This is a genomic window from Streptoalloteichus tenebrarius (assembly GCF_024171885.1).
Taxonomy (GTDB): Bacteria; Actinomycetota; Actinomycetes; order Mycobacteriales; family Pseudonocardiaceae; genus Streptoalloteichus; species Streptoalloteichus tenebrarius.
Genome location: NZ_JAMTCP010000011.1, coordinates 21,283 through 47,389, shown reverse-complemented (window position 1 = coordinate 47,389; position 26,107 = coordinate 21,283). Strand labels below are relative to the sequence as shown.

General features: G+C 68.3%; 26 protein-coding genes, 1 pseudogene and 2 CRISPR repeat arrays. Of the genes and pseudogenes, 13 read left to right on the top strand and 14 right to left on the bottom strand.

Annotated features, from left to right (window positions below):
• Positions 1–69: 69 nt before the first annotated feature.
• The 3 genes from LX15_RS12580 to LX15_RS12570 are packed head-to-tail and all read right to left on the bottom strand — an operon-like array spanning position 70 to position 2,293.
• Positions 70–465 (bottom strand): hypothetical protein, encoded by a 396-nt coding sequence (locus LX15_RS12580; RefSeq protein WP_253669730.1) that lies wholly within the window; start codon positions 463–465, stop codon positions 70–72.
• A complete protein-coding gene (locus LX15_RS12575) occupies positions 462–1,100 on the bottom strand; it encodes a response regulator (RefSeq protein WP_253669812.1) in 639 nt (212 codons plus the stop codon). The genes LX15_RS12580 and LX15_RS12575 overlap by 4 nt, the downstream gene beginning before the upstream one ends.
• A complete protein-coding gene (locus LX15_RS12570; RefSeq protein ID WP_253669729.1) occupies positions 1,097–2,293 on the bottom strand; it encodes a sensor histidine kinase in 1,197 nt (398 codons plus the stop codon). Before LX15_RS12570 ends, LX15_RS12575 begins: the two co-directional genes overlap by 4 nt.
• A 130-nt stretch (positions 2,294–2,423) precedes the next feature.
• Here LX15_RS12570 and LX15_RS12565 point away from each other — a divergent pair, with 130 nt between their 5' ends.
• The 4 genes from LX15_RS12565 to LX15_RS12550 are packed head-to-tail and all read left to right on the top strand — an operon-like array spanning position 2,424 to position 5,391.
• Positions 2,424–3,362, top strand: coding sequence for an ABC transporter ATP-binding protein (locus tag LX15_RS12565; RefSeq protein ID WP_253669728.1), 939 nt, complete (start codon positions 2,424–2,426; stop codon positions 3,360–3,362).
• Entirely contained in the window at positions 3,355–4,164 is an 810-nt protein-coding gene (locus tag LX15_RS12560) for an ABC transporter permease (protein ID WP_253669727.1), read from the top strand. Before LX15_RS12565 ends, LX15_RS12560 begins: the two co-directional genes overlap by 8 nt.
• A gap of 54 nt (positions 4,165–4,218) precedes the next feature.
• The gene (locus tag LX15_RS12555; protein WP_253669726.1) at positions 4,219–5,001 is read left to right on the top strand and encodes a hypothetical protein; all 783 of its coding nucleotides are present in this window, start codon (positions 4,219–4,221) and stop codon (positions 4,999–5,001) included.
• Between the two features lie 45 nt (positions 5,002–5,046).
• Positions 5,047–5,391, top strand: coding sequence for an aldo-keto reductase family protein (locus tag LX15_RS12550; RefSeq protein ID WP_253669725.1), 345 nt, complete (start codon positions 5,047–5,049; stop codon positions 5,389–5,391).
• A gap of 712 nt (positions 5,392–6,103) precedes the next feature.
• On the opposite strand, the gene LX15_RS12540 is transcribed toward LX15_RS12550, so the two are convergent.
• The 4 genes from LX15_RS12540 to LX15_RS12525 form a co-directional block, all read right to left on the bottom strand.
• Positions 6,104–7,234, bottom strand: a complete 1,131-nt coding sequence (locus LX15_RS12540) for an FAD-dependent oxidoreductase (RefSeq protein ID WP_253669724.1) — start codon at positions 7,232–7,234, stop codon at positions 6,104–6,106.
• An 83-nt stretch (positions 7,235–7,317) separates the two neighbouring features.
• Positions 7,318–7,722, bottom strand: coding sequence for a MarR family winged helix-turn-helix transcriptional regulator (locus LX15_RS12535; RefSeq protein ID WP_253669723.1), 405 nt, complete (start codon positions 7,720–7,722; stop codon positions 7,318–7,320).
• A 53-nt stretch (positions 7,723–7,775) separates the two neighbouring features.
• Positions 7,776–8,105 (bottom strand): putative quinol monooxygenase, encoded by a 330-nt coding sequence (locus LX15_RS12530; protein WP_253669722.1) that lies wholly within the window; start codon positions 8,103–8,105, stop codon positions 7,776–7,778.
• Between the two features lie 52 nt (positions 8,106–8,157).
• Positions 8,158–8,514 (bottom strand): hypothetical protein, encoded by a 357-nt coding sequence (locus LX15_RS12525; RefSeq protein WP_253669721.1) that lies wholly within the window; start codon positions 8,512–8,514, stop codon positions 8,158–8,160.
• A 316-nt stretch (positions 8,515–8,830) separates the two neighbouring features.
• Here LX15_RS12525 and LX15_RS12520 point away from each other — a divergent pair, with 316 nt between their 5' ends.
• Positions 8,831–9,763, top strand: a complete 933-nt coding sequence (locus tag LX15_RS12520; RefSeq protein WP_253669720.1) for an aminoglycoside phosphotransferase family protein — start codon at positions 8,831–8,833, stop codon at positions 9,761–9,763.
• 134 nt (positions 9,764–9,897) lie between these two features.
• Complete coding sequence (locus tag LX15_RS12515; protein WP_308213460.1) at positions 9,898–10,620, top strand: YdcF family protein; 723 nt, start codon at positions 9,898–9,900, stop codon at positions 10,618–10,620.
• A gap of 70 nt (positions 10,621–10,690) precedes the next feature.
• Here LX15_RS12515 and LX15_RS12510 read toward each other — a convergent pair whose 3' ends face one another.
• Positions 10,691–10,915: an NUDIX hydrolase gene (locus tag LX15_RS12510; protein WP_372502693.1), complete on the bottom strand. Its 225-nt coding sequence runs from the start codon at positions 10,913–10,915 to the stop codon at positions 10,691–10,693.
• A 530-nt stretch (positions 10,916–11,445) separates the two neighbouring features.
• Between LX15_RS12510 and LX15_RS12505 the strand changes: the two genes are divergently transcribed.
• Positions 11,446–12,273 carry a hypothetical protein gene (locus tag LX15_RS12505; protein ID WP_253669718.1) on the top strand — a complete coding sequence of 276 codons (828 nt, stop codon included), beginning with the start codon at positions 11,446–11,448 and terminating at the stop codon, positions 12,271–12,273.
• An 8-nt stretch (positions 12,274–12,281) separates the two neighbouring features.
• On the opposite strand, the gene LX15_RS12500 is transcribed toward LX15_RS12505, so the two are convergent.
• The 4 genes and pseudogenes from LX15_RS12500 to LX15_RS12485 all read right to left on the bottom strand — a co-directional run bounded on the left by LX15_RS12500 (position 12,282) and on the right by LX15_RS12485 (position 15,764).
• Positions 12,282–12,695 (bottom strand): hypothetical protein, encoded by a 414-nt coding sequence (locus LX15_RS12500; protein ID WP_253669717.1) that lies wholly within the window; start codon positions 12,693–12,695, stop codon positions 12,282–12,284.
• The gene (locus LX15_RS12495; protein WP_253669716.1) at positions 12,683–13,210 is read right to left on the bottom strand and encodes a transposase; all 528 of its coding nucleotides are present in this window, start codon (positions 13,208–13,210) and stop codon (positions 12,683–12,685) included. The genes LX15_RS12500 and LX15_RS12495 overlap by 13 nt, the downstream gene beginning before the upstream one ends.
• Before the next feature lie 300 nt (positions 13,211–13,510).
• Positions 13,511–14,730 (bottom strand): annotated as a pseudogene (locus LX15_RS12490) (IS4 family transposase).
• 59 nt (positions 14,731–14,789) lie between these two features.
• A complete protein-coding gene (locus LX15_RS12485; RefSeq protein WP_301304498.1) occupies positions 14,790–15,764 on the bottom strand; it encodes a methyltransferase domain-containing protein in 975 nt (324 codons plus the stop codon).
• 1,203 nt (positions 15,765–16,967) lie between these two features.
• A CRISPR array of direct repeats spans positions 16,968–17,605; the repeat unit is 28 nt; unit sequence GTCGGCCCCGCCCACGCGGGGATGGTTC.
• Between the two features lie 269 nt (positions 17,606–17,874).
• On the opposite strand from LX15_RS12485, the gene LX15_RS12480 reads away from it, so the two are divergent.
• On the top strand, positions 17,875–18,444 hold the full coding sequence (locus tag LX15_RS12480; protein WP_253669714.1) for a hypothetical protein: 570 nt from the start codon (positions 17,875–17,877) through the stop codon (positions 18,442–18,444).
• A gap of 468 nt (positions 18,445–18,912) precedes the next feature.
• Positions 18,913–19,758, top strand: a complete 846-nt coding sequence (locus LX15_RS12475; RefSeq protein ID WP_253669713.1) for a UvrD-helicase domain-containing protein — start codon at positions 18,913–18,915, stop codon at positions 19,756–19,758.
• 169 nt (positions 19,759–19,927) lie between these two features.
• Here LX15_RS12475 and LX15_RS12470 read toward each other — a convergent pair whose 3' ends face one another.
• Positions 19,928–20,569, bottom strand: a complete 642-nt coding sequence (locus tag LX15_RS12470) for a hypothetical protein (protein WP_253669712.1) — start codon at positions 20,567–20,569, stop codon at positions 19,928–19,930.
• 89 nt (positions 20,570–20,658) lie between these two features.
• Complete coding sequence (locus tag LX15_RS12465) at positions 20,659–21,063, bottom strand: NucA/NucB deoxyribonuclease domain-containing protein (RefSeq protein WP_253669711.1); 405 nt, start codon at positions 21,061–21,063, stop codon at positions 20,659–20,661.
• A 1,595-nt stretch (positions 21,064–22,658) separates the two neighbouring features.
• A CRISPR array of direct repeats spans positions 22,659–22,986; the repeat unit is 28 nt; unit sequence GTCGGCCCCGCCCACGCGGGGATGGTTC.
• 123 nt (positions 22,987–23,109) lie between these two features.
• On the opposite strand from LX15_RS12465, the gene LX15_RS33540 reads away from it, so the two are divergent.
• The 4 genes from LX15_RS33540 (at position 23,110) to LX15_RS12450 (ending at position 26,105) form a co-directional block, all read left to right on the top strand.
• Positions 23,110–23,511: a class I SAM-dependent methyltransferase gene (locus LX15_RS33540; protein WP_372502667.1), complete on the top strand. Its 402-nt coding sequence runs from the start codon at positions 23,110–23,112 to the stop codon at positions 23,509–23,511.
• Positions 23,512–24,004: 493 nt separating this feature from the next.
• Entirely contained in the window at positions 24,005–24,205 is a 201-nt protein-coding gene (locus LX15_RS12460) for a hypothetical protein (RefSeq protein ID WP_253669710.1), read from the top strand.
• A 92-nt stretch (positions 24,206–24,297) separates the two neighbouring features.
• Positions 24,298–24,660 (top strand): MarR family winged helix-turn-helix transcriptional regulator, encoded by a 363-nt coding sequence (locus LX15_RS12455; RefSeq protein ID WP_253669709.1) that lies wholly within the window; start codon positions 24,298–24,300, stop codon positions 24,658–24,660.
• On the top strand, positions 24,657–26,105 hold the full coding sequence (locus LX15_RS12450) for an MFS transporter (protein ID WP_253669708.1): 1,449 nt from the start codon (positions 24,657–24,659) through the stop codon (positions 26,103–26,105). The genes LX15_RS12455 and LX15_RS12450 overlap by 4 nt, the downstream gene beginning before the upstream one ends.
• Positions 26,106–26,107 lie beyond the last annotated feature (2 nt).

Here is a 26,107-nt window from a genome sequence, read left to right as displayed (position 1 = left end):
AGTTTACTCAGGACACTGATGACGCTCCGCGAGACAGCACCTGACAGCTCAGGAAGATTGACGCCCAGCTCACTGAGGTCGCCCCGCCGAGCGTACTGGCAGAAAGGCTGAGACAAGGACGTGGCCACTGTCAACGGTGTCAGTGGGGCCGGCGATGCCGTTGCGGGCGGCAGTCAGGATGTCGCGAGCCTCGGGTGTGTCCTTGAGCGCACGGTAGCGAGGGCGTAGCCAGACCCGTCTGATCCTCTTGACCTCTGCCTCAAGCACCGTCAGGGCTTGACAACTGATGCCCGCCCGACGTAGTGCTCCTACCGTGATCCAGTCATCCTCGCCAGGCACGTTGTTGAGTGCCATGTGCGTGACCGGGTACAGGAAATGCGCCACGCCCATGTACCTCTGGTGATTGCTCTGCGCCAAGGCCATTGCCATGAACCGAAGCTTGTGGACGGGTTCGGTGAGATTCACCGTTCCTCCGCGTGAGGGTTGGGGATGAGCCCAACGGCGATCGCCGAGATGGCCGCGGCGGTGCGATCGGTGACGCCGAGCTTGCGGAACAGGTTGTGCAGATGAGTCTTGACGGTGCCTTCCCCGATACCCAGTCGCTGGGCGATCACGGAGTTGCTGTCGCCGACGGCGACCAAACGCAGCACGTCAAGCTCCCGCGCGGTCAACGACGGCGCGCCCGCCCCACCGCGCTGCACGAGCTTCGTCGCAACGTGAGGGGCGAGGGTGGACCGTCCTTCAGCAGCGGCGACGATCGCGCCGACAAGTCCGGCGCGGGGGGTGTCCTTGAGAAGGTAGCTGATGGCTCCAGCCTCGATGGCTCGGACAATGTCCGTATCACTGTCGTAGGTGGTGAGCACCAGGACCTTCACATCGGGGTTCTCCTCCGTGATCAATTTCGTGGCGGTCGCACCGTCCATCTTCGGCATCCTGAGGTCCATCAACACCACCCTGGGACGGTGCGCCGCGCAGACGGCGACGGCCTCCAACCCGTTGGCGGCCTCCGCGACCACCTCGATGTTCTCCTGGCCGGACAACAGAGCGGTGAGACCGTCACGAACCACGGGGTGATCGTCAACGATCACGACGCGGATCAGCTGTGGACCGTGGCGGTCACCGCGGTGCCCGCTCCAGGACTGCTCCATACCGCGATGTTCCCCCCTATGTTGTCCAGGCGATCCTGTATCCCCTTCAGTCCATACCCGTTGTGAGGCGCGTTGGTGTCAAATCCTCGGCCGTTGTCGCTGACTTGGAGGACGATCTGAGAGGAGGTGTAGCACAGCTCCACTTCCACCGAAGCCGCCTGAGCGTGTTTTCGGACGTTGGCGACGAGTTCCTGAGCAGCCCGCAGCAAAGCGACCTCCGCGTCAACGGGTAGCGGCCGGGGCGAGCCGGTGACCGTGAGGGCGGTTTTGACCGGACTTGGGCCATCGCCAAGCGACGTGAGCAGGCGCTCGATCGCTTCGGGCAGAGGGCTGCCATGGAGCTGTGGTGCCGCACCGACGGCGACCAGTGCGCGAGCCTGAGCGAGGCTGTCGGCAGTGACCTGGTAGGCCGTTGTCAGGTAGCGACGCGCTGCGGCCGGGTCGCGGTCGAGTTCAGTCTCCATCGCTTCCAAAACCATGCGCAGGCTTGTGAATCCTTGGGCAAGGGTGTCATGGATCTCTTGGGCCATGCGCTGCCGCTCGGCGAGCACACCGCGTTCATGGCTGACGTTCTCGAGTTCAGCACGTGTGGTCAGCAGCTCCTCGATGAGGTGCTGCCGCTCGTGAGATTGCGCGATGATCCGGGTGATCAGCCAGCCCATGAACGTTACGCAGATCATGGCTGACAGGGCTATGGCGGCACCGGCCACCAACCGCTCCCCGTTCCAACCGAAACCGGTGCTCGCCACCCCGGCCGAGCCCGCGATGCTGAGCGTGAGGGCGGCGATGTGTGCATGCCGTGCGGCAACGAGGGCGTACGCCTGAGCGTAGAACGACATCGCCGCCAACCACATGATCGGTGCGGCAGCCACCGCGACAGACCAGGCAGCCGTCAGCAGGAACAGGTAGCCGGAGCTGCCATCCCCGCTGTCCAGTAGGCGCCGGCCCCAGACCACGTACAGCAGCGAGGCGACCACAACCGCGCCGGCCGCGACAGCTGTGCGGACCGACAGTGCGGGCGGCAACGCTACCAAACCCAGCGCGCACAAGATCACTGATGCGATCCACAAGGAGTCCCAGGTGCGGAGGCGGACCGTCCAGGCATTGCCGCGGTCGCCGGAGGCAAGGCTGTCCATAGGCTCCATCCGCCCCTTCCTGGCTGGCACACGGGATTGTCGAGGGTGGCTCGCGGTTGCTGCCTCTACCGATCGGTAGAGGCGAGCTTCTCACCCTCGGTAGTTCTGTCGGTCGTCATCAGACGGGAGGGTCGTTGGTATGAGCGATGCTTCCCTGATTGTGCGCGCCCACCAGGTGGTCGTCGCATACGGGGCCACCACGGTCCTTGAGCAAGTCGACGTCGCCGTTGGTGCCGGTGAGGTATGGGCGTTGCTCGGCCCCAACGGGGCAGGCAAGACCACCCTCATCGAATGCCTGGAGGGGTTCCGGCGCCCGAACCGGGGCCAGGTCGAGGTGCTGGGCCGTGATCCGTGGCGTGCCCCACCCGGCTGGCGTGCCCTCGTCGGGGTGGTGCTTCAGGACTGCCGAATTGACGCTGACCTGTCGGTCGCCGAGTACCTGCAGATGCACCGCGCCTATTACCGCCAGCCCAGATCGCTAGACGACCTGCTCGCCCTCGTCGGCCTTCAGCACTTGGCTTCGCGGAGGGTACACCGACTCTCAGGTGGCGAACGGCGCCGGTTGGACCTCGCGATCGCCCTCGTCGGCCAGCCGAGGCTGTTGTTCCTGGATGAGCCCACCACGGGCTTCGACCCTCAGGCGCGACGCGAGGTATGGGAGGTGATTCGCGAACACAAGGCGTCTGGGGCCACGGTCGTGCTCACCAGCCACATGCTCGACGAGGTCGAGGCCCTGGCCGACAGAGTCGCCATCCTCGTGGACGGCCAGATTCGGAGGGAAGGCACGGTCGCTCACTTACGTCAAACCGCCCACCTTCCGAACGTCGTCTCCTTCGCCACTCCAGCTGAGGCACTGCCACGGCTGACGTCGGTGGTGTCCACAAGACGAGATGCCGCCACCGACCGTTGGCATCTGCGGACTTACGACCCACACACCACCGTCCGCGAAATCGAGGCTCTCACCAACCAAGGCCAAGTGAACGTCGTCGATGTGGCGGTCCGCTCGCCGAGCTTCGAGGACGTCTATCTCGACCTGCTCCACCACGTCCAGGCCGAGGGAGGACCTGCCCATGCTTGAGCACGACACCAGTTCGCCACCGTTGGAAACACGAAAAGTCCCACTCGCCCCAGTTCCAGGTCCCCTGGCGACCCTGGCGCGACAACTGCGGTTCGACCTGCTCGCCCAGGTCCGCAATCCGGCCTCCGCCCTGTTCACTCTCGGACTCCCCCTGCTGTTCCTCGTCACCTTCACCACGATCGGTGGAGGTAGGGACGCGACAGCGCGCTACTACGCCCCAGCGACCATGGCGATCTCAGCGATGTCGGCCACGTTCACCAGCTTGGTGATCACTCTGACGTACCTGCGTGAGTACGGCATGCTGAAGCACGCCCAGCTTCTGCCTGTCCGCGCCGGGGTCCTGCTCGCAAGCCGGGTGCTCGCTGCGAGCTGCGTCGCTGCCATCTCCATCGTGCTACTCGGTGTTGTCGCCGTTCTCGCCTACGACGTCCGCCCGGAGCAACCGGTCCATGTCGTCGCCGCGATGCTCGGACTGCTGATCGTCGGCAACGCCCTGGGGATCGCGATCACCCCGCTGATGCCGAACGAGACGGCGGCCTCCCCGATCAGCAACGCCGTCTCGCTGCCGATGTTGTTGCTGTCTGGGGCGTTCTTCTCTCTCGATGCCGCGCCCGAGTGGATTCGTACCGCTGCTTCCGCTCTGCCCGTCCGCCCCCTGCTCATGGTCGCGATCGACGCTTACGCCGGCCGTGCCGCATGGAGCGAACTCGCGGTCGCGGCAGGCATCACGGCGGGATGGGTCCTCGCCGCGGTGTTCACCGCAGCGTGGCTGTTCACCTGGATACCTCGCCGGCGGCGCTAGCTACCCGTTCCACAGCCTCAAAAACAACAGAAAGGGAAAATTGTGAAGGTTCATATGAGCGGGCTTCTCGCCCTACTCGTGGTCGTCGCCGCCACAATCGTCAGTGGAGCCGGTGTGGGCGCAGCCGCGGAGCGCTCCTGGAATCAGGACGCAGTGGCGGAGCGCAGCTGCGTCGAAACCAAGGCGGTTTTGAACGTATTGGCCCACAGTGACGACCTCGCCCAGGTCAAGCCCGCACTAGAAAAATGGATCTCTGACCTGGAACGGGCTGCGGAGCAGATACCCAACGACCAGCGGCCCACCTACGCCACCCACGTCGCCCAGCTCCGGCAGCTCCGCACCGACCTCGACGGTGTCGACCCCGGCTCGGCGCTCAAGCAGCTCCGCGCAATGGTGTGGCCGGCCAAACACCAGGTGGACAACTGGAACGCCTACCGAGCGGCGTTCACCACGCTTGCCACCAGCACTGACCTCGTTGAGGTCAAGACAGCGCTGGACTGGTGGGTCAAGGACCTAACCGCCCAATCACCCTATGTTCCGGAAGCGCAGCGCCCCGACCACGACCGATATGTCGCCTGGGTCCGCCAACTTCGCGCCGACCTCGAGGGACGAAATGCCGACCATGCCCTGGACGTGATCCGCCAGATCACAGTGGCGTTGAAGCAGAAGTACGACGCCTCGGCTCCAACACCGCCCCGCGCCGCATCCCACACCCAACTCCTTGCCCAGGAACCAGGACTCCGCCGGACCCCAACAACAAGATCCGTCAGACACGCCCTAATGCCCCAGCCTGCTCGTCGCTTGTCGGCCAGCCTCGACCGAGTAATCCGCTGGTGAATCAGTCGCGAACCCGAGCTCGGGTTGCACCCCAGCATCACGCAGGTGCGAGAAGTGCCGCGAGGGTTCACCAGCACCCGACGTCGACCCGACCATGCCCGAGCGCATCACCTCCACGAGACCGTCGCGGGAGCCGGGCATGTGGTGGGGCACGCGGTCATCGCCGAGGTGCTGCCGTTGGCGGGTGATCTGGGACTGGGCATGCTGGCCATGCGCCCCTTCGCCGAGGGCAAGCTGCTGCCCGGACCCGCGCCCGAGGACCCCACGGGGTACGCCGCGTGGACCGAGGCGCTGCTGCGGTGGACGCTGTCCACACCTCAGGCCACCGCTGGCGCGGGTCGACCACTGACCCGCCAGCAGTGGGACCTCGTCCACCGTCTCGCCCGCTGATCACTCCGATCCCTGATCTGCGTCGGCTGGGCTCGGGCCTTCCCACACCCAGGAGCCTCGACCGATGATGTTTCATGGAGCCATGCCCCTGTCCCGCCCCACCCGAGATCAAGAAACGGTAACGACCTGGTGTTAGCCCAGGTCGCGAAGGGTCTTCCCCGCGCACGCGGGGGTGAGTCCACCGCGCTGACGCCGTCGTCTGTCCGTTGGTAGTCCTCCCCGCGCACGCGGGGGTGAGTCGATCGTCGGCGCCCGCCAGCAGGTCCAGGGCGCGTCTTCCCCGCGCACGCGGGGGTGAGTCCGGGCAACCCCTGCCGCCGCCCGGGGCGAGGGCGTCTTCCCCGCGCACGCGGGGCGAGAAGTTCGACCCGGACGGCGACTACGTGCGTCGATCCGTGCCGGGACTGCGGAGATCCCGGGTAAAGCGGTGCGCCGGCCGTGGAAGCTGCCGCACCTGCCGAAGGGCTGCCCCGGACCGATGGTCGACCACGCGCAGGAACGGCGGATCGCGCAGGACCGCTCCAACGCGATCACCTGTCCTCCGGTTCCGCCGGGACAGAGGAACCAGGTCAGTGCCTGCGCCGTCCTCGCGTCGCCTTCTGCGGCAGCCGCGGGAATGCGCATCCCGCTGGCATCGCGAGTTCTGCCGAGTCTTCGGCAGCCGCTGGAGCGCCGTTCGAAGGTCTTCCCGTGATCGTGGCGGCTCTGACGTTCAGTTGCTGTTCTCCGTGTAGAACTTGATCAGACCGGCGGCCGCGTCGTCGTCGTCGAGGTCGTGGAGTTCCGCGCCGATGGAGCCGAACTCCACGCTGCGGGAGAACATGGCTTCCTCGTACTGGGTGAGGGCGGTCTCGATATCGCCGGGGTGTGCGGCGATGGCCTTGCCGAGCTCGGCGCCGTCGTACATGGCGCTGTTGGCGCCTTCGCCGTTCGGCGTCAGGAGGTGGGCGGCGTCGCCGAGCAGGGTCACCCCGGGCACCCGCTCCCACTTGTGCCCGAGCGGCAGGGCGAAGATGGGGCGCAGGATCGGTGGGACGTCACTGTCGGTGATCAGTGCGGTGAGTTCCGGTGCCCAGCCTTCGAACTCCTTCGCGATGCGTGCGGCCGCAGCCGCGCCGTCGGCGAAGTCGATGGCGTCGAACCACTCCTGCGACTCGCGGAGCACGACGTAGGTGTGGATGGTCTCGCCCTTCTCCCGGTGGGCCTGGATCCCCTTGCCGCCTGCCGCGGGTGCGGCCATGGAGCCGCTGCCGACAGCGCGTGCGGTAGCCGGATGGCGAGTGTCGACGTCGAACAGGTAGGTCTCGACGTAGGACATACCGGTGTACTCGGGTGTGGCGTCGGAGAGCAGCGGCCGCACCCGTGACCAGGCGCCGTCTGCTCCGACGAGCAGGCTCGTGGTGATGGTGCCGCCGTCGGCGAAGGTCACCTCGTGGCGCCCCTCGCCCAGGGAACGGGTGCTGACGGCCTTGCGGCCCCACTGCACGGTGCCGGCGGGCAGTGAGTCGAGCAGGATCTGGCGCAGGTCACCGCGCTGCACTTCGGGCCGTCCACCGTTGCCGTCGTCGGGCTTGTCGAGCAGGACGGTCCCGTCCGGGGCGAGGATCCGCATGGCTTGGCGGCCCGGGAGGATGATGCCGCGGAACTCGTCCATCAGGCCGGCCGCCTCGATGGCGAGCTGCCCGTTGTAGTCGTGGATGTCGAGCATCCCGCCCTGCGCACGGGCCGTCGGCGCGGGCTCGGCTTCATAGACCGTGGCCGGGATTCCGTGGACGTGCAGGACGCGGGCGAGCGTGAGGCCGCCGAGGCCGGCACCGATGATCGTCACGTGAGGGGTGTTCATGATGCTCCTGTTCCGGGCAGGATCGGACGCACGCCGGCGCGGCGCGGACGTGGTGTGGACGCGCGGCGAGGCCACGCTTCCGGTCAGGACACGGTCGGCTGCGGCAGATCCGCGGCGATCTTCGTGAGCAGGGCTTGCAGGGTGGCCCGCTCCGCCTGGTCGAGCGGGGCCAGGATCGTCTCCTCGACGCTGGTCATCGCGGTGTCGAACCCTGCGATGAGTTCGCTTCCCGCTGGTGTCGCGTAGACACGTTTGCTGCGCTCGTTGCCGGGCTCCGTGCGCCGCTCGACGAGACCGCGCCGCTCGAGGCCCCGCAGGAGGCTGGACACGCTCGCCGCGCTGGTGCGGCTCATCTGGGCGATGTCACGCTGGATCGCACCGGGATTGCGGACCAGGTAGACGAGCGCGGCACTCTGCTCATGAGTGAGCCCGCGCTCCCGGATCCAGTCCTCACCGGTTTTCCGCTGCGCCCAGACGATCCAGCGCATCAGATCAAGGGTGCTGGTCGGTGTCGTTGCCCGCGCATCCATACTTCGAACCCTCAACTGCACGAGACGATGTGCACCGGCGTCCGGACACCCCATTCCTCGGAGCCGTCGGCGACGAGGTCGGCGATCCGTTGGTGCCCTTCATCGAGCTGCCCTTCCTGGAGCGCCGGACTCGAGTAGTGGCGGTCGAACGACGCGTCGTCGCGATAGAACTCGAAGGCCCACATGACGTCGGGGTCTTCGTCCGAGCGAGCGAGGACCCACTCGACCGGGCCGTCCGGGTCACCGTTGAAGTGAAGCTCGTGGCAAGCCTTGAACAGCTCGTCCCCCATTCCGGGCTTCGCCTTGACCTTCAGCACCATTCCCGGCTGCTTCGCGTGCATCTCGTACTCCTGTCGGTAGGCACCCTGCTCTGCCAGGGCGACACTTCGAACTCTAACTGTTAGAAGTCTTAGAGTCAATCACGCCCCGACGAGGGACCTCCGCGGTATGCGCCAGCCGCCACCCAGCACGATGCCGCGACACGATCAGCGGCAGGAGGGACAGTTCCCGGTGGCCGAGGCCGGGGGCCTCCTGGCGCAGGTAGCCGAGCACACCCGCGCTGCCGGCGCAGAACAGGTCATGGACGATGGCCATCCCGGTCAAGCCGCCCGAGACGACGATCTCCAGCTCGTACACCGTCGACCACAGGCTCATGTCGGACGGCACGTCCCCCTCGGAACGCAGCTTGACGTGATGATCGTTGCGGTGGGGCAACAGGAAGACCCGCTCGTCGTAGGTGCCTTGCCTCACATCAAGACGAACCCGAGGACCTCCACGGAGGTGCTCCCCAGGTGGTCGTCCTCGCAGCGCTGGGCGAGCGGTTCGACACAATCCTGGCCACGACAACCTCACCTCAACGGGTGAACAGCGGGCGTTCCTCGCCTACGTCGACTCCGCGTACGACGAGCTGGCCCGCCACGATCCCACCGTGCTCCGCCCCACCATCGAGAGAAGATCCCGAGCTGCACCAGCGGGTCTATGCCCGCCTCGGCAGCCGACCATCCGCGCCCTCCGGTGTCGGGAACAACCCCGTCCAACCAACCACACGATCAGTACGAGGTCCCTCGTGCCACATGACGCTGTACCGACCGACCTGCTCGCCGAACTGCGCAACCTCCACCGACGCGACCCGAACCTGCTCGACGAACACCTTCCGAGCCTGCGACTCCGCCCTCTCTCTGGCGCCCGCAACAACCGGGTCTTCGCCTGGGACGGACCCGACGGCGAAGTCGTACTCAAGCTGTACCGCACTGACAAACGCGACCACGCAGCCTGCGAGTACCAAGCCCTCACGCACGTCACCGCCTGCGGCATCACGGCCGCCCCGCAGCCGTTGTGGCACGACCCCGACCCACGGCTTCCCGCGATCGCCATGACGACGCTGAACGGCGAGCCGGTGCCCGAACTCGCCGACCCCACCGCCGCGCTGCGCGCCGTCGTCGCCGTCCTCGGCCAGCTCCGCGACATCCCGCTCGGACCCTTCGCCGACATGCCGCGCGTCGGCTCCGCCACGAACTTCATGAACCGCATCACCCAGGTATGGCCCGGCCAACTCGACGAGTTCCCGAACGAGTCGATCACCGCGGAGATGCGCTCCCTGCTCGACGCCTGGCAGGACCGCGGCGATGCCGAGGTACTCGCCGAACCAGCGGCGCGGGTCTTCTTCCGCGGCGACTCCAACCTGCTCAACTGGCTCTGGAACGCTCCCGGCATCGGCGTCGTGGACTGGGAGTTCGTCGGCTACAGCGACACCGCCTACGACGCCGCCGAACTCGTCGAACACCTCAGCGCCCACGACGTCGACGACCAGGTGTGGATCTCCGTGCTGCCCGACCTCGGCATCACCGACGACGCCAGCCGCCGCCGCTTCCTCGCCGCCCAACGCACCGTTGCCCTCCGCTGGCTCAGCGTGCTGTGGAAGCGCCGGCACAAGCGGGCCAACGAGTTCGAGTACCAAGCCACGCGGGTCCGAAAGCTCCTCAACAACGACTTCGTGTAACACGTCGGTGCACTCCTCCTGCCCAGTGACCGCGCGACGCATCGAAGGGGTCACCAGGCTGGAGTGCTCCCTGCGTCCAGCCGAGCAGCATGGCTTGATGCACCAGGTCGCGAGCATCATCAGCAACCAGCGGACTGCCGAACAGCACCACGCGACCCGACGACACAGGAGCGTCTTCGTGCCACCAGCATGACCACGGCCATCGCCGACAGCCACCGGCACGACGCCGAACTGATCTGGTCCTATCAGCACATGGGACACCAGCTACGTCCCTGCACAGCGGCCATTGGCCTGGGAAGCTACGACCTCGAAGTGGCCGTGCACGCCGCCACTCTCTACCACGAGGGCATGTTCCCCGTGGTGGTGCTCACCGGCGCCACCAGCGCGGCCAGCGCCCACCGCTTTCCGAGGGTGAGGCTGTCGCGTTCCGGAAGCGGGCGCTGGAGCTGGGTGTTCCCGAAGCCGCCATCCTCGTCGAACCGAACGCGACCAACACCGGGCAGAACATCGAGCTGTCCCGAAAAGTCCTTCAGGACGCCCGGGTCGCCGTGGATTCCGTCCTGCTGATCAGCATGCCCTACATGGAACGCCGCGCCTACGTCACCTGCGCCAAGCAGTGGTCCGAAGTTTCCGTGGTCTGCGCGTCCGCGCCCCGAACCTACCGGGAGCACGTCGCGACCGTCGGAGACGAGAGGCTGGTCATTGACGACCTCGTCGGCGATCTCCAGCGCATCATCGAGTACCCGGCCCTGGGCTATGCCATTCCGCAGGAGATTCCCCCGGCCGTCATGGCTGCGTACGAACGGCTCGTCGGGGCGGGCTTCACTTCCCGTCTCATCGGCAACGTGACGTCCTGAATCCCTAGGTGCGGCGCCAGGTGACGGAGCCCGCCGCACTGAGGGCAGGCTCCATCGCTGGACAGGTCGATCACCGCCGCCGCCCGGCTGCCAGTCCAATGATCACGCTGGCGCCCAACTCCTCCAGCAGTTCCCGCATCAGGGCCTGTGCGGCGGACTCCCCGACCTCCACCCCGCCCCCGGGCGTCGTCCAGTACGGCGCCTGCCCCGGCTTCGTCCGCTCGACCAGCACCAGCCAGCCATCGTCATCCACCAACAACGCCCGCGCCGAGCGACGAACAACCGGCCACGCCACCCTCGACGTCACCGAACTCAACGACCACGCGTTCGAGGACGCACGCGACCTCAACCACCTTGTGGTTGAACGGATTCGGGACCCCCACGGCGATCTGGTCTCCCCTCGGCAGTTCGCCGCGGCGATCCTCCAGATCCCGGGGACCGGGCGCGTCACCCTGGCCTACGTCACCGCGGACGACATCCGCGAGCTCACCGCCGTGGGCGCCAAGCGGCCCCTACAGGACGATCACTCGGAAACGGATCAGCGACGAGGACGCGTTCGCGGCGGAAGAACTGGGCGTGGATCCCATCCTGGGCCCCGCCACCCGCACCAACCTCGCTGATCACAGCCATCGAAAGCAACCAGGGTGCTGGGGTGGTTGGGCGCAGGACCCCCAGTTGGTCAGGTAGAAGCGTCTCGTACTCGACTAGCGCGCCAGCGGGGTCACCGGTCTCTCGACCATGCGGTTGGATCCGGCGGCACGCTCCCACTGTGCGAGGCTCAACACCTCGACATCACCGACCCGGCAAGTCGAAACGGAGACTCCTGTGACCGAGGGCGCTACCACCGGGCGCGAAGAACTTACTCCGGCCCAAGAAGAAGAGCTGGTGGCCCGGATGCTGCGCCACCAGGTCAGCATCGAACCCGACCACTGCGGCGCGGTCCTCGACCTCGCCGCAGTGGGACTGGTCAACAGCGCGTGGCGCAACAGTCCGGTCGAGGACTGGCACGCCGGCGATGGCCCGTTGAGCGACGGCGACATGCTACGCATCAATTCCCACACCACCAGCCGGGTTCGCGACATGGTCCGACGCTGGCGCACCGACTGCGGCATCGACGCCCATGCACCCGTCGCCTACCTGGACGAACTCGACATCGAGGCCATCGACTGGCTCGCGGGCAAGCTGTGCCGTTGGCTTACCGACCCTCGACGCAGACTGCCTACGGGGATAGCCCTCGCCGACCTCGCCGGCGACAACCTCGGCGAGTACACAGATCACGCCTGGGGAGTCCTCGGCGGTGTTGCCCAACTGGCCGAAGACCGCAGCACCCACTACGCCTTCTGGCGCGCCGCAGCACATGCGGGGCTCGCCTGCCGCCACTGGTGGGGTACCCCAACCTGGCCGGGGCTGGTCGACCGCTTTGTCGGCGCGCTGGACGACCCGACCGACCCCCATTGGGGCCCGGAAGGCCAATGGTTCTCCCGATTGCCCGGACGCCCTCGGGAGATCGCCGACAACAACCGGCTGCGACGGGCGCTTCTTCAGAACCCGTGGAAACTCGGCTCGGAGTCGGCCGAGTTCCTTGTCAGCGCCGGAATCGGCATGATGCGCGATTCCATCCCACCAATGCCCGCTACGGACTCGACCCACTAGGACGTGTTTCAGATGTGGCGTAGCCAGATGGTGTTGGCGGCGATGTGGATGATGGCCTGGTAGTGGACGGCGAGCTTGTCGCACCGGGTCGCGACGGCGTGGCGCTGCTTGTCGGCCTCCGGCTCGAACGCGGGTGGCCGGCCACCGCGCGGGCCGGTGGTCTTGCGATGCGCGGCCTGGTCACGAGGCTGGGCGATGGTCGCCTTGATCCCGGAACGGCGCAGGTAGACGCGGTTGGTCCGAGAGCTGTACGGCTTGTCCGCCAACACCCTGTCCCGCCTGGTCCGCGAACACCCGGCCCCGACCCCGGGCACCCGGATCCGCTCGACCACCGGGACGGACTGTGGGCTGTCGCCGCGCTGATCGGCGGTGACCAGCAACAACAGCGGCCGTCGACCTTGTTCGCATGCTAGGTGCGGCATGCTGGTCCACCCGCCCTACGACCGCCCCAGCCCGTGGTCCTCGGGTTCGGTCCCGCCGGCACCGGTGTCGTGTTTCGACCTGTAGATCCCCTTTTTCGCGCACCCGCCGCGTGCTGATGCGCCCGTGCGATCGTGGAATCCACCGACACGTCCCACACGATCAGCCCCTCGGCATCGGCCCGCGCCTGCAATGTGGTCAGGATCGCCTGCCACACACCAGCCCGGTGCCACCGCCGGAACAACCCGTAGACGGTCTGCCAGGGGCCGTAGGCGGGCGGGACGTCCCGCCTACGGGGCAGGCGACCCGCGCCCGCCACCGAATTGCCGTCGATCAGCGGTCGCCTGCTCGACTTCGGCGGACGGCCCGGCTTGGCATCGACGGGTAACAGCGGTTGCGGCACCGCCCACTGCGCGTGGGTCAGGTCGTGCCGCCCCGCTGCCGCTACGCTGGCCACGAGGTCTCCGGTGTTGTGGGTTTTCCTGGTCGTTAACCCCTCTGCCGGAGACCTCGCCATGTCCGGGCTGACGACACGGGCCCCGTCACCTCACCTGTGAAACACGACCTAGACCCAATACTGGTGACTTAGAGTGGTTTGTGCTGTTTGTTGGCGGAGGCGGTTCGGTAGTGCGGTGCGATCCGGACGGCTTCGGCGGGGTCGCGGGTGGGTTGCTGCCGGGTCCGGTGCTGGGTGCGTTTGAGTTTGTCGTTGGACATCTTGCGTTTGACCACGCGGGGGTTGCTGCGGAGCCGCCGTGTGGGCAGGAGTCGGGCGAGGATCTCGCGGATGCCGTCGAGCAGGGCCCGGGCTCATCGTTCAGGGGGAAAATGCGGCCTGGGCGGTGGTCTGGCGGCGTGCCAGGCGCAGGGTGCGGATGAACGAGAGCCGGTCCGGGTCGAGGCCGGCGTCGGTGGCGGCGGTGTGCATCAGCGACCGGATCGCGTGGTGCACCAACAGGTGCGCCCAGACCTCCTGTTCGACGCCGTCGGGTGAGCGGGAGCGCAGCACCTGTCCGGGGCCGCGTTGGTGGGTCTTGAGTTCGTCCAGCGTGGTCTCGATCTCCCAGCGTTGGCAGTACAACGCCGCCAACTCGCGCGCGGGTGCCCTGCGGTGGTCCAGGATCGTGGTGATCAACCGGTAGGGCGCGTCGTGTCCGGGGCGGGCTGGATCGTCCAGTGTGTACTCGACCACCCGCACCGTCACCGGGTCCTTCCGGCGGTAGTGGTCGTCGGTGGCCACGATCTCCGACAGGTACGACCCGTCCGGCAGCTCCTCCTTCACGGGCAGCACGATGTTCGCGCGCACCCGCCACAACAGGTCCGCCCCGTTCGCCGACGCGGCCCGCCACAACGGGAGTCCGGCGAACCCCCGATCGGCGATCAGCAGATCGCCCTCGCCCAGGCCGGGGAACAACTCGCGGGCCAGGGTCGCCTCGGCCTTGGTGATCGGGCCCATCGTGGCCGCGGTGATCGCGTGCGTGCCGCACTCGGCCACCGCCACCACCCGAGCCTGCGGAAACGCCGCCCGATCACCCCGCTCCGCCGCACGCCCACTGCCAGGACGGCCGAACCGCTCCACGTTCTCCGGCGTGTCGGGTGCGTCGAAGGTGGTGCCGTCGACCGCCAGAACCCGCCAGGTCCGATACCACGCCCCACGCGTGGTCGGCTCCGCCAACGGCTTCGCGACCTGCTCGAACAACGCCTTCAAGGCGCCGCGCCCAGCTTCACCCGGGCCCGGGAGATCGCCGCCGTCGTGGGCACCCGCCACGGCCGCGACCACCGCGCCGCCCACGACAGACCCTCGGTCAACAACCGGGCCACCTCTTCATAGCCCTGACCGGAGAACAGACACATCGCCAACACGAAATAGACCACCACGCGGGGCGGCAGCAGCCGGTCACGCTGTCCCTCACGCCCGGTCTCGGTGATCACCCGATCCACCAACTCCTGCGGAAACGACCTGGTCAACAACCCGATCGCGATCCGATCCGACAACCGCGCATCCGTCTCGGGCTTGACCTGCCCAGGCCGTGGCATCCAGACACCTCCAGGACCCACAACCTACCCGATCAGCCCCTAAGTCACCGGTATTGGACCTAGACCGCGACCTGCCACGCGGTGGTGAGACCACCAGCCGACAGCGTGGCCCACTGGATGCCGTCAGGATCTACCGTGAGGGTGAGGTGGTCGGGGCCAAGCCGCCCCGTGCTGACCCACCAGGCGTGCGCCTCGCTCACCTCGTCCCACAGTCGGCGCGGGCCGAGCTGGCGGACCGTCCACGGGTGTTCACCGCGCACGAGGTCGACGGCCGCCCACGACCCCGACTCGACGTCGTGCAGCTCGATCCGCCGGTGGTCGTCGTCGAGGTCATCCATCGTGAGATAGCAGCGAGGGACACGGAGTCCGACGACGAACGCCGCGCGCCCGTACTCGGTCAGGTCCATCATGTCCCGCGCCGTGAGCGTGGTCGTCGTGGTGTCCGCCGTCGCCTGTTCGTCCGCCGAAGGGTTCATGTAGTAGCGCCGGGCGGATCGCACCCGCATGAACCCGATGTGCGCCCCGCATCGGCCGACGGCCGACCCGTTGTGGCGGACGTCCAACCGCAACAGGGTGCCGTTGCAGTAGTCCGAACCCCAGGGGGCGACGATCGCGCCGCCCGGCCGGGTTTGCGCGATCCAAGCCCGGGGGATGGCGCGTACGGAAGCGGTCGCGATCACTCGGTCATAGGGCGCGCCTGGGCGGTACCCCTCGGTGCCATCCGCCGTGACCACGTGCGGTCCGTACCCCGCCCCGTGCAGGGCGGCCCGCGCGGCGGTGGTGAGAGCGGCGTCCACCTCCACGGTGGTGACGCTGCCTGTCTCGCCGACCCGTTCGCACAGCAGCGCGGCGTTCCAGCCGGTTCCGGTGCCGATTTCGAGAACGGCGTGTCCGGGCCGTGCGTCCAGCGCGTCGAGCATGTCCGCCACGATCGACGGCGCACTGCACGAGCTGGAGATCTGTTGCCCGACACTGCCGGGCGGGGTTTTCCCGTCGTCAACCTGAGTGATGATCGCTTCGTCCGCGTCGACCATTTTCCGCCACGCGGGCTCGTCGTCCTCGCGCGACACGGAGACGTATCCGCCCGTTGCGGGGTCGTCAACCCACACCACGGGCGGCACGAACTGGTCACGCGAAACGGGAAGCCGTTCGCGCCAGTGAGTCATCAATTGCGCCTATTCCTCGTCGCCGTCGGTGCTGTCGTCGTCCTGCGCTTCGTGTTCGTTGCCGTCGTCGTCGACCCCCAGGCGCTCCACTTCTCAGGCTGGGCTCTACCCTGGCCGTCCCGCCCCGCGTCGCGCCGCCCCATGATTGACCTCCTGTTGAATGCTGTACCGAGCACTGGTGATCACTGTGTCAACCCACATGGAGATCGGGCAATACGCCTAACGGGCGGCAGGTACCGTGACATCGAGGAGAATCCGCAGAACCACTACCCGCTAGAACATTTTCTGGCGGATAGCGACTTTTTCGTTCGGCGCGGGGTCAGGGAACGACGGCAACGCCTCCCCGTTCGGTCGGTCACCGCTGGTGGTGTTCGGCGGGGGACTCGTCGTCCGCCCGGTCCTCCCCGACGACGTCGTCGTCGGTGTCATGGTGCCTGCCCATCTCTCGCCTTCTCTCGTCACGTAGGGCGTGCGGCGTGGCACTCTGGCCGGTCCGGTGATGTGGCCGCGATGAGCAGGACCACCGTTCCCCAGCGTCAGGACCGTAGGCGCGATCCATCGGAATCCCTTGCGGCGGAAGGAGAACCGTGCCCCATGGTCGGTGTCCACCGCCACAGCGGGGTCACCTCGCGCGGGTCGCATGCCCGCTCCCTCGCACGCACGGTGGTTCGGTGGCAGCGCCACCGCGCCCAGCGGCCCCGCACTGCTCGACGAGCGCTCCGCCCCACACGATGTCGGACACCATGGACAGGGCGATGTGCCCCCACGTGAGAACGATGACGGTGAATGCCGTCCAGTAGAGGCCCGCAGCGCCGCCACCACCACGACGAGCAGGAGCGCGGCCACGGTGGCCGCGATGGTCATGACCGCGGCGGCGGTCGGAGACACCAGCGGCACGGTGCGGTCTGCTGGGTACCAGCGGGAGCAGGGGCACCCGCATGGGGTCCCTGCCGAGCGCACCCGCCATGGCGCGATCATGGAGCGACGAACAGTCCCCGCCCGCACCATGGATAGCGATAGCAAATGGTCAAAACCCGTGCCCTGGCCCGATAGAACACCAGGTCAGGAAGTGTCGGCCCCGCCCACGCGGGGATGGTTCCTGGTCCACCGCTGCGATCACCCGCCGAAGCTCGTCGGCCCCGCCCACGCGGGGATGGTTCCCCGCTGGACCTACCCCGCGTTCGCGGGGACAGGTCGGCCCCGCCCACGCGGGGATGGTTCTGATTCGAGGTGCTTACGTCGCTCCTTCAGCGCGTCGGCCCCGCCCACGCGGGGATGGTTCCAGAGCAGCGGTGGGTCAGCTCGGCCGGGAGGAGTCGGCCCCGCCCACGCGGGGATGGTTCCGTCCCTGCTGGTCACGGCCGCCACGCTCGCCGGTCGGCCCCGCCCACGCGAGGATGGTTCTCTCTACGACGGCGGCACCGGGCTGCGGTTGAAGTCGGCCCCGCCCACGCGGGGATGGTTCGCGCCTGTGCGTAGTCCAAAGTCTGGAGGAGTCGTCGGCCCCGCCCACGCGGGGATGGTTCCGCCGACGTCCACGCCTCGACCTCGTCGGGTTTGTCGGCCCCGCCCACGCGGGGATGGTTCGGTCCCGCTAGACGACACCGACCCGACCGAGTAGTCGGCCCCGCCCACGCGGGAGTGGTTCCTTTGGACGTTCGCCGTCGACCACGCCAGCGCCGTCGGCCCCGCCCACGCGGGGATGGTTCCCCTGTCGCGCCGCCTCCGCGAGACCGAAGGCCGGCTCAACACCGCCCACGCCGAGATCACCGCACTGCGGGAACACAGCGGCGAGCTCTGGACACTGCTGTCCACCGCCCTGTACGCGAACCGCGCCCAGGAACACCAGTACGAGAAGGAACTCGCCGCGCTCCGCGAGCAGAACCAGCTGCTGACCGGCAAGGTCGAGCACTACGCGCGCGAGGAGGCCGCTTGGCGACGCCGCTGCGACGACCTCGCCAAGCACCGCGCCCTGGAATTGGCCAGCAGCCCCTCCTTCGCCGAGGTCTGCGGCGGCCCTCTGGGCGGCCGCGAGCTGAACCTGGAGTTCCTCCACCACCTGTTCGGCGCCAGCGTGACCGGCTTCCTTCGTCCCTCACTCCCACCGCTGCGCCGCTACCTGGCCACGGTGTGGCCCGAGGCCCACGTCGCCTACCGGGCTGTGGCCATCTACCTGTGGATCCACCTGTACTTGCAGGACCGCACCACCAACTACCGGCACCTGGCCGACCAGGTTGGCTGTACCCCGACCCAGGTTGACCACATCCTCACCGCCGCGCCCCGCCCCGACTACGAACTGATCATCGACCTCGCCGAGGCCCTGCACGCGGACCGGTTGTGGATCGCACGGCTGCTCCGCCGCGCCGGCATCCAACCCCCAGGGTCCCGCAGCGGTCCACCCCACCCCTCCCACGGCACGCCACCGACCAGCAGCAGATTCCTCCGCGAGACCGTCGACCTCGCCGGCCTGCTCAACCCCACCGCGCCGGGCGCCGACAACCCTGCCCGCCGCCCCCCACCACCCACGCCCCCCAAGCCATCTGACTAGCCACAACAGCAAGGACCAGCCAGCCGATAACCCCCGCCGACATCGTTCCTGCCGACCAGGACGCACCACGACGTGGGGGAAGGATCTGGAGGAGCCTGTGAGAACGGAACGTGACGCCCCGGTATTCGACTGCGCTCACGCGGCGAGGATGATCTGCCGAAGCCGGCACCACGGAGGAGGGCTTCATGCGCGAGGGGGCCGAAGAGGCATACGTGGCCGCGAAGAGCGCCCACCGCTCCACCGCGCCCGGCTCCCCGCAGGCGGCTCAGACGGCACTGGCCATGGCGATGGCCCCCACACCCTGGCGCTCTACGACAACGCCGACGCCTACCGGACGCGCGAGGTGAAGGACTGACGCCCACGACGAGGCTCGAACGGGTGAGCTGCCCGAGGTCGACGACACGACCAGGGGCGGCAACGGGGGTCCGCACAGGCCGATGCCCCGACGCCGTGTTGGGGCGCCAGCACGTGCCGTGGCTGAAGGGCATCGGCGACCAGGCCCAGCACGACCAGCTCGTCGACCTCGTGTTGCCCTTCGCCCAACGCATGTGGGCCGACCTGCAGAATCCCGACCGTGGGCGGGTGAAGTTCAAGCCGGACCACTACCTGAAGATGTGGGCGTTGACCGAGCCGGTGATCTGGCGGGACTTCCTGCTGCTGGACGAGGCCCAGGACACCAACCCGGTGGTCGAGCAGGTGTTCAACGCCCAACGCGGCCACGCCCAGCTGGTCATGGTGGGCGACTCGGCGCAGGCCATCTACGGCTGGCGCGGGGCCCGGGACATCATGACCGGCGCCGAGGGCACCCACCTGAGGCTGTCGCACTCGTTCCGGTTCGGCCAAGCCATCGCCGAGGAGGCCAACCGGTGGCTGGCGATCGCCGAGGCCCCGCTGCGCATCACCGGCTCGGCGACCATCCCCAGCAGCGTGGAGAAGGTCGAGGACCCCGACGCGATCCTGTGCCGCACCAACGGCGGCGCCATGGCCGAGATCCTCAAGCTGCTGCGCGCCGGACGTCGTGTCGCGCTCGTCGGCTCCGGCAGCGCCCTCGACCTCAAGGAAGGCCGCCGCACCACCCACCCCGAACTGCTGCTGTTCTCCACCTGGGGCGAGGTCCAGGAGTACGCCGAGTACGACCCCGACAACCTCGACGCCGCCGGCGAACCCCTGCCCGGCCCGATCAACCCCGGCGAGGCCCGCCTCGCCTACGTCGCGGTCACCCGCGCCCAACACCGACTCGACCTCGGCGGCCTGTCCTGGATCCACCGCCACCCCGACGGCCATCCCCAGCCCCGTCCGGCTCCCGCAGCCTGAACGGCGATGCGGACCGCCGGCGCCCAGGCGGCTCGTGAGGAAGAGCAACACGAACCGCACGGGCTGGATCAGCCGGAGCAGACGAGGAACCCTCGGAGCAAGGCCCTGCGAGAGCCGCTGATCGCGTCACGGCAGCAGGCCAGAGCACGTCGTCCACGCCGGGGAGGTGTTATGTGCCGGGCAGGGGTGCCCGTTTCCGTGCCGCTGCGGCGATGGCCCGCAGGTGCTCCTCCCGCCGCAGCCGGTCCTCCCACTCCGACCGCGCATGCTGGGTGCCCACCCCGGCCTCGGTCGGCGCGGAGATGGCGCTCTGCCGCAAAGACAGTCCGTAGCTGCTGGTGGCCCGCAGGATCAGGTCGGGTCGCATCACCGGGTCCGGCCAGGCGCTGATCAGGTACTCCTCCGCAGGCTCCTCGTCGAGTGCCAGGATGCGCCGGGCCTGGCGGTCGCGTCCCCGCGCACAGACCCGAAGCCGATAGGTGGCCGGGCCGTGCGCGGAGAGCACCCCCAACTCCCGCACCGGTTGCCCCACCAGCGGGCTAACCCTCAGCTCTCCGAAGGCCGCCAGCACGCTGATCTCGGCCGCGTCCTCCCATTCCCCAAGATCCTGGGTGTCGGGCGCGGCGTCCCGCGGCTCGACGGCGACCCGCACCGGCCCGGAGTCGATCCCGGTGGAGATGAGTGCCCCGATCGGCAAGGCACGAACCAATCCGTTCGGGTAGTCACCCATGACGAACACGCCGATCTCCCGGTCGAGCACGCCCAGCCCGTGGCGCTGGACGTCGACCTGACAGAACTCCAGTTCCCCCATCAGCGAATCTCCTTTCCCCTCAGAGAAGACGCGCCGGGCCGTCTCCCGCCGGCGGGAGACGGCCCGGACCCTATCGAGACGGAGAGGGGTCAGTCGACGGCGACGACGAACGAGTCACCGTCCAACATGCGCCACTGTCGGTAAGCGCCAGCGTGCAGCCCACCCTGGGCGCTGTTCTGCTTCTCGTCGATCATGCAGACGCTGACCCCGGTCGGTCCGGTCTGGCGGGGCAGGTCGAACCCGCAGTCATCGAACGTCCGGCGGGTCCCGCCGGCCGTGAGGCCCTGCCGGGATGAGGCGACCGGGTACTCATCACAGCTCTTCCCCGGCACGCTGGGGGCGTCGCCGCAGGCCAGCCGCCGGTTCTCCTTATTGATCTTCTCGTCGGTGGTGTAGGTGAGGGGACGGTCAGGGCCGGCGCCGGGAAGACCCGACTGCTGCGCCAACTCGGCGTGCCGGGCCAGCTCCGGGTACTTCGCGCGCTCGTAAACCACGACGCCAGGAGCCTCCGGGAACACACATCCCGCGGTCGAGGCACCGGGTACCGCGTCGTCGCAACGGACCCGCAGCATCTCGAAGTTCTGAAGCACCGTGTTGTGTGGCGGGTTGAGGAAGTGCAGTTGCCAGCTGGTCCGGCACGTGCCGATCCCGCCAGGGTGCTGGTCGCGGTGGACTTCGCGGTTGCTTCCCCAACGCGGACGCTGTTCAAGGGCAGGAGCGGCTGCTCCGGGAAGGACGCCGACTCCCGGCTACAGGCCCCGTCGGTGTTGAGGACGCCGGTGACCTTCGCGTCCAACGCCTTGCCCCAGCCCTTGTAGGCCGATACCTGGATCTGATGGGACCAGGACGAGAGAAACGGGGAGGTGTAGGCGTAGGGGACGACGTTCAGCTCCGCTTCCCTGGTCTGCGTGACGGTGCCATCCGGCTTCCTCAGGAACGTCTTCAGCAGCACCCCGACCACGCCGCACGCCTCGACCCGGTTGACGGCGTACTCGTTGATGTGGTCGAAGCACCAGGACGGAGGCGGGACAGCCATGCCGGTCGAAGCCGGAGGCACCGCCGGGGAACGAGACGGGAGGACGCACAAGGTCTCCTCGCCGGGCCGTTGCGGCTGCGGGCAGGAGGCGTCTGGGGAGGCCGTCAGCTGGCCGCCCGGAATCGGTACCCGGGCGATGGGGAGGTGCGTGGTGTCGACGGCCGGTGTCGAAGGGAGAGTCGCCGCGGTGGCGGGGACAGGGCCGGCGAGGACGCCGCCCGCGAGGAGCCCGGACACGAGAACAGATAACCGTCTCATGATCACGGGAAGTAGCCAGGATGCGGTGAAAGACTCATCGGCCGCGCGGGTGAAGCGTGAAGCCGCCTGGCCGATCAGGACCTGCCGCGTTCGTTCCTCCTGCTCCCGCAAGCCGTCGCTGGGAGCGCGGGCCAAGCAGTCGGGCCAGGTGGTCTCACACCTCATCTCCACTCAGCTCCACACGCCCATACACCAGGTGTGGGATGTGTGGGGGAGCCACCGCCCGGCGGCTTCCCCACAGGAGGGCCGGTCACAGCAGGACGGCGCCAACAGCCAGACCCACAACGAACGCGACCCCAGCCAAGATCACGATGACCGACACCTGGAGACCTCACGCTCGTTCGCTCCATCGGAAACCCATGGCGTACAAGGACTTCCGACTTCAAAGACAGGCCGCCCGTTGGCTTGCGGTTGGTGGTGTTCCCGGACGGGTTGAGGGTCGCTCGGGTGGAGGGACGCAGAGACAGACCAGCAGAGCCAAGCCAGCTGCGCCTTCGAACTCGCGTGCACGGCCCCACTTCTTGTGTCGCGGCGTTATCGCCGTGTCCAGCGGGAGCTGGCCGGGTCCCAGCGGTAGTGGGGCAGGGTGTCGGCTCCGACGAGGACGCGGAAGGGTTTGCCCTGGTTTTCGATGCGGGTGCTGCCGCGCTGGCCGTGCAGGACCCAGTCGAGTTCCAGGGCGAAGGAACAGTCGCACGGGGCGGCGCGGGTGAGGTTGAGTTGGAAGACCTCGGAGTCGCGTCGGGAGATCTTGAACGGGAAGGGTTTGGCGGGGATCGGATTGCCCGTGAAGGCGTCGGCCCCGCCCACGCGGGGATGGTTCTCGCGGCGCTTTCTTTATCGGCGCGCGGTGCTGTCGGCCCCGCCCACGCGGGGATGGTTCTCCGGCTCTGGGTATCCGGCTCACATCCGAGCAGTCGGCCCCGCCCACGCGGGGATGGTTCCGCCACGATCTGCGGACTCGTTCGATCGCGTCGGCCCCGCCCACGCGGGGATGGTTCCCCGACCACGCCCCACATCAGGGCGTGCTCGGTGTCGGCCCCGCCCACGCGGGGATGGTTCGACACAGATCTTAGCCGCCTACAACACGCTGATGTCGGCCCCGCCCATGCGGGGATGGTTCAGACAGACACGCCCTAGCCGCCCGCATGGCACCGCAGCGGCTGATCGCGCTCGATCAGTCCCCAGCACGACTGGTCACCGTCCACGACCACGCCACCCAGAGCGGACACGCCGTGGAGACGGTATGCGCGAACTTCACCAACTGCCGCTGCCGGAGGCCAGTGTCGACGTGGCGGTCGCTGCGTTCTGCCTCTACCACTCCCCGCGCCCAGAGCAGGTCGTCACGGCGATCGCCGGCCGCCTGGCGTCGGGCGGGCACGCTGGTGCTGGTCACCAGGTCCGCCGACAGCTACCACGAGATCGACCAGGATCGCCGACGCCGAACTCGACCCCGACGCGACCGACAGGCCGAGCCTGTACGCGAGCTTCCACAGTGGCGCGGCGGCGGAGATCACCGCCACTGCCCTGCGTGTCGTACAGGTCGTCCACCAGGAGCACCTGTTCCAGTTCACCGGGCTCGACCGCCTCGCCACCTACCTGGCTACGTCACCCAAGTGCCAGCTACCCGAACACGGGTCGCAAGTGAGCGCCAGGTTGGCGTCCGGCAGGAACAGGTTGCGTGGTGTGTCCACTAGAACCCGTTCGACCTCGCTGAGTGCGCGTACCCCACCTTGTAGACCTTGGCGACCATCTCCGCGCGCAGCGACTCTTAGGCGTCCCTTGGTTTGACCTGCATGAACGTGACTGCGGGTCTTGCCGATTTCTCCACGAGAAGTCATGCGGCGCCCTGGACGGTCACGATGGTCGGTCGCGACAGCCGCTGACGATGGAGGTGACACGAACCGGGCCGTTCTCTCCGGCAAACGTCAGCTTGATGGCGCCGCCCCGCGCCCGCAGAACGACGTCGGCACCGTACCTCCCCACAGCGAGCGCGGCGACTCCGCCCAGGCTCACCATCCGACTGATCTCGTTGTCCTGTTGGAAGACGAGAAGGTTGCCGTCCTGGATCTCGTCACCGCCGTACGTGCCGTCACCCTTGATCTCGACGGGTCGACCCAGCTCCTTCTCAATCCGCGTTGGTGACCACCGGCCCGTTCCGGATCGTCCGCAACCCGGTCTACGCCGTGGAGCCGTACCTGCGCCGCGTCAACGGCACGGCGTTCGCCGTCTACACCACCCCGCGTCGGCCGGTTCCTACCTGGGCACGGTTCGCTGTCAGCGGTGTCGCCGACCGGAGATGCATAAGGAGTTTATATAAAGCTGCTATGCTTCCGGTGTGAGTCGCCGAGACGCCGCGCACGGCGCATCCGAGGCCATCGGGTCAGCCCTCTACGCCCTGGCCACCAGGGCCGTGAGACGCCTTCCCCGCGACATGAGCCTGACGTCCGCCGCCACCTTGGCCACTCTGGACAAGACCGGCCCGCGACGGATCACCGATCTGGCGGTGACCGAGGGCGTCACCCAGCCCGCGATGACCGTCCTGGTCCGGGCGCTGGAGGAATCCGGGCTGGTCGAGCGGAAGAAGGATCCGTCCGACAAGCGGGTCACGCTGGTGTGCCTGACCGAGGCCGGCGCGTCGTACGTCCGGACGCGACGCCAGGCCGGCGTCGACGCGTACGCGCGGTTGATCGACGAACTCACCGGTGACGAGGTCGAGGCCTTGGCAGCAGCCCTTCCGGCGCTGCTGCATCTGGCGGAGCTGGAAAGCCGCGCCCGAGAGGAGTCGGACCGGTGACCGCGTCCCAGGCTCATGACCAGCCCGCGAGCATTGGCCTGACACGTTCCGGGTCACGTCTGCTGGTCCCCGCCCTGATGTTCATCGCCCTGGTCGTGGCGGCGGTCGGCAGCCTCGGGACGCCGCTCATCACCAGCGTGGCGACCACGTTCCACGTCTCCCTCGACAGCGCGCAGTGGACGCTGACCATCGCCCTGCTCAGCGGCGCCGTCGCCACACCCGTCCTCGGCCGGCTCGGAGCCGGTCCGCACCGGCGGGCCACGATTCTCGCCACGCTGGCGATCGTCGTCGTCGGCAGCGCGCTCACCGTGCTGCCGCTGCCGTTCGCCTGGCTGCTCGTGGGCAGGGCGGCCCAAGGCGTCGGACTCGGTCTCACGGCGCTGATGATGGGAGTGGCCCGCGACCACCTTCCCGAGGAGCGCGGCGCGGCCACGATCGCCCTGATCTCAGTGGTCTCCATCATCGGCGCCGGGGTGGGCTACCCGCTGGCCGCGCTGCTCGCCGAGTTCGGCGGACCGCGGGCCGCCTACGGCCTCGGCCTGCTCGTCACCGCCATCGCCTTCGTGACAGCGTGGCGCTCCATGCCCGCAGCTCCCGAAGGCCGCTCCGCTCACGTGAACGTGGCCGGTGCGCTCGCCCTGGCGGGTGGACTGCTCCTCGTCCTGTTCCTGGCCGGCGAGAGGAGCCTGTGGAGCCAACACCTCGCCGTGGCGGTGGCCCTCGCCGTCGCCGCCGTACTCCTGCTCTGCGTCTGGGCCGTTTCCGAACTACGAACCAAGACGCCCCTGGTCGACGTCCGGGCGGTGCGGCACCCGGCGGTCGCCGGGGCGAACCTCGCCATGTTCGTCGGCGGGAGCGGCATGTACCTCCTGCTCACGCTCATCACCCGCTACGCGCAGACGCCGCACAGCGCCGGCTACGGCTTCGGACTGAGCACCTTCGTGGCGGGGCTGGTCCTCATCCCGTTCTCCGTGCTGGGATTCGTCGCCGGCAAGCTCACACAGCGGGTCCGCGACCGGGTCGACGGCCCCCTGCTTCTGGCCGGCAGCGCCGCCATCGTCGGCGGCGGGTTCGTTCTGTTCGCCACCGCCCGGTCCAATCTGGCCGAACTGCTCGCGGCCATGGGCGTGCTGGGCTTCGGCGTCGGCAGCTTCTCGGCCGCGATGCCCGGCGTCATCCTGGCCGTCACCCCCAGGAGCGAGACCGCGAGCGCCATGAGCTTCAACTACGTCGTCCGCAGCGTCGGGTACTCCCTGGGCAGCGCCGTCGGCGGTCTGGTCCTGGCCGCCGGCACCGACACCGGCCGCCTCTTCCCGAACGACGACGCCTACACCACCGCGGCGCTGGTCGGCGTCGTCGCGATGGCGATCACGACGCTGACAGGCCTCGTCCTCACCCGCGGACGCTCACCCGAGACCAATCCGATCACAGCCCCATCAGGTTGATC

Excerpts from the sequence above, each read along its gene's own strand:
- LX15_RS12570 (WP_253669729.1), bottom strand. The coding sequence starts at position 2,293 with ATGGAGCCTATGGACAGCCTTGCCTCCGGCGACCGCGGCAATGCCTGG.
- LX15_RS12565 (WP_253669728.1), top strand. The coding sequence starts at position 2,424 with ATGAGCGATGCTTCCCTGATTGTGCGCGCCCACCAGGTGGTCGTCGCA.
- LX15_RS12560 (WP_253669727.1), top strand. The coding sequence starts at position 3,355 with ATGCTTGAGCACGACACCAGTTCGCCACCGTTGGAAACACGAAAAGTC.
- LX15_RS12555 (WP_253669726.1), top strand. The coding sequence starts at position 4,219 with ATGAGCGGGCTTCTCGCCCTACTCGTGGTCGTCGCCGCCACAATCGTC.
- LX15_RS12540 (WP_253669724.1), bottom strand. The coding sequence starts at position 7,234 with ATGAACACCCCTCACGTGACGATCATCGGTGCCGGCCTCGGCGGCCTC.
- LX15_RS12535 (WP_253669723.1), bottom strand. The coding sequence starts at position 7,722 with ATGCGCTGGATCGTCTGGGCGCAGCGGAAAACCGGTGAGGACTGGATC.
- LX15_RS12530 (WP_253669722.1), bottom strand. The coding sequence starts at position 8,105 with ATGCACGCGAAGCAGCCGGGAATGGTGCTGAAGGTCAAGGCGAAGCCC.
- LX15_RS12500 (WP_253669717.1), bottom strand. The coding sequence starts at position 12,695 with ATGCCGCACCTAGCATGCGAACAAGGTCGACGGCCGCTGTTGTTGCTG.
- LX15_RS12495 (WP_253669716.1), bottom strand. The coding sequence starts at position 13,210 with ATGGCGAGGTCTCCGGCAGAGGGGTTAACGACCAGGAAAACCCACAAC.
- LX15_RS12485 (WP_301304498.1), bottom strand. The coding sequence starts at position 15,764 with ATGGTCGACGCGGACGAAGCGATCATCACTCAGGTTGACGACGGGAAA.
- LX15_RS12470 (WP_253669712.1), bottom strand. The coding sequence starts at position 20,569 with ATGGGGGAACTGGAGTTCTGTCAGGTCGACGTCCAGCGCCACGGGCTG.
- LX15_RS33540 (WP_372502667.1), top strand. The coding sequence starts at position 23,110 with ATGCGCGAACTTCACCAACTGCCGCTGCCGGAGGCCAGTGTCGACGTG.
- LX15_RS12455 (WP_253669709.1), top strand. The coding sequence starts at position 24,298 with ATGAGCCTGACGTCCGCCGCCACCTTGGCCACTCTGGACAAGACCGGC.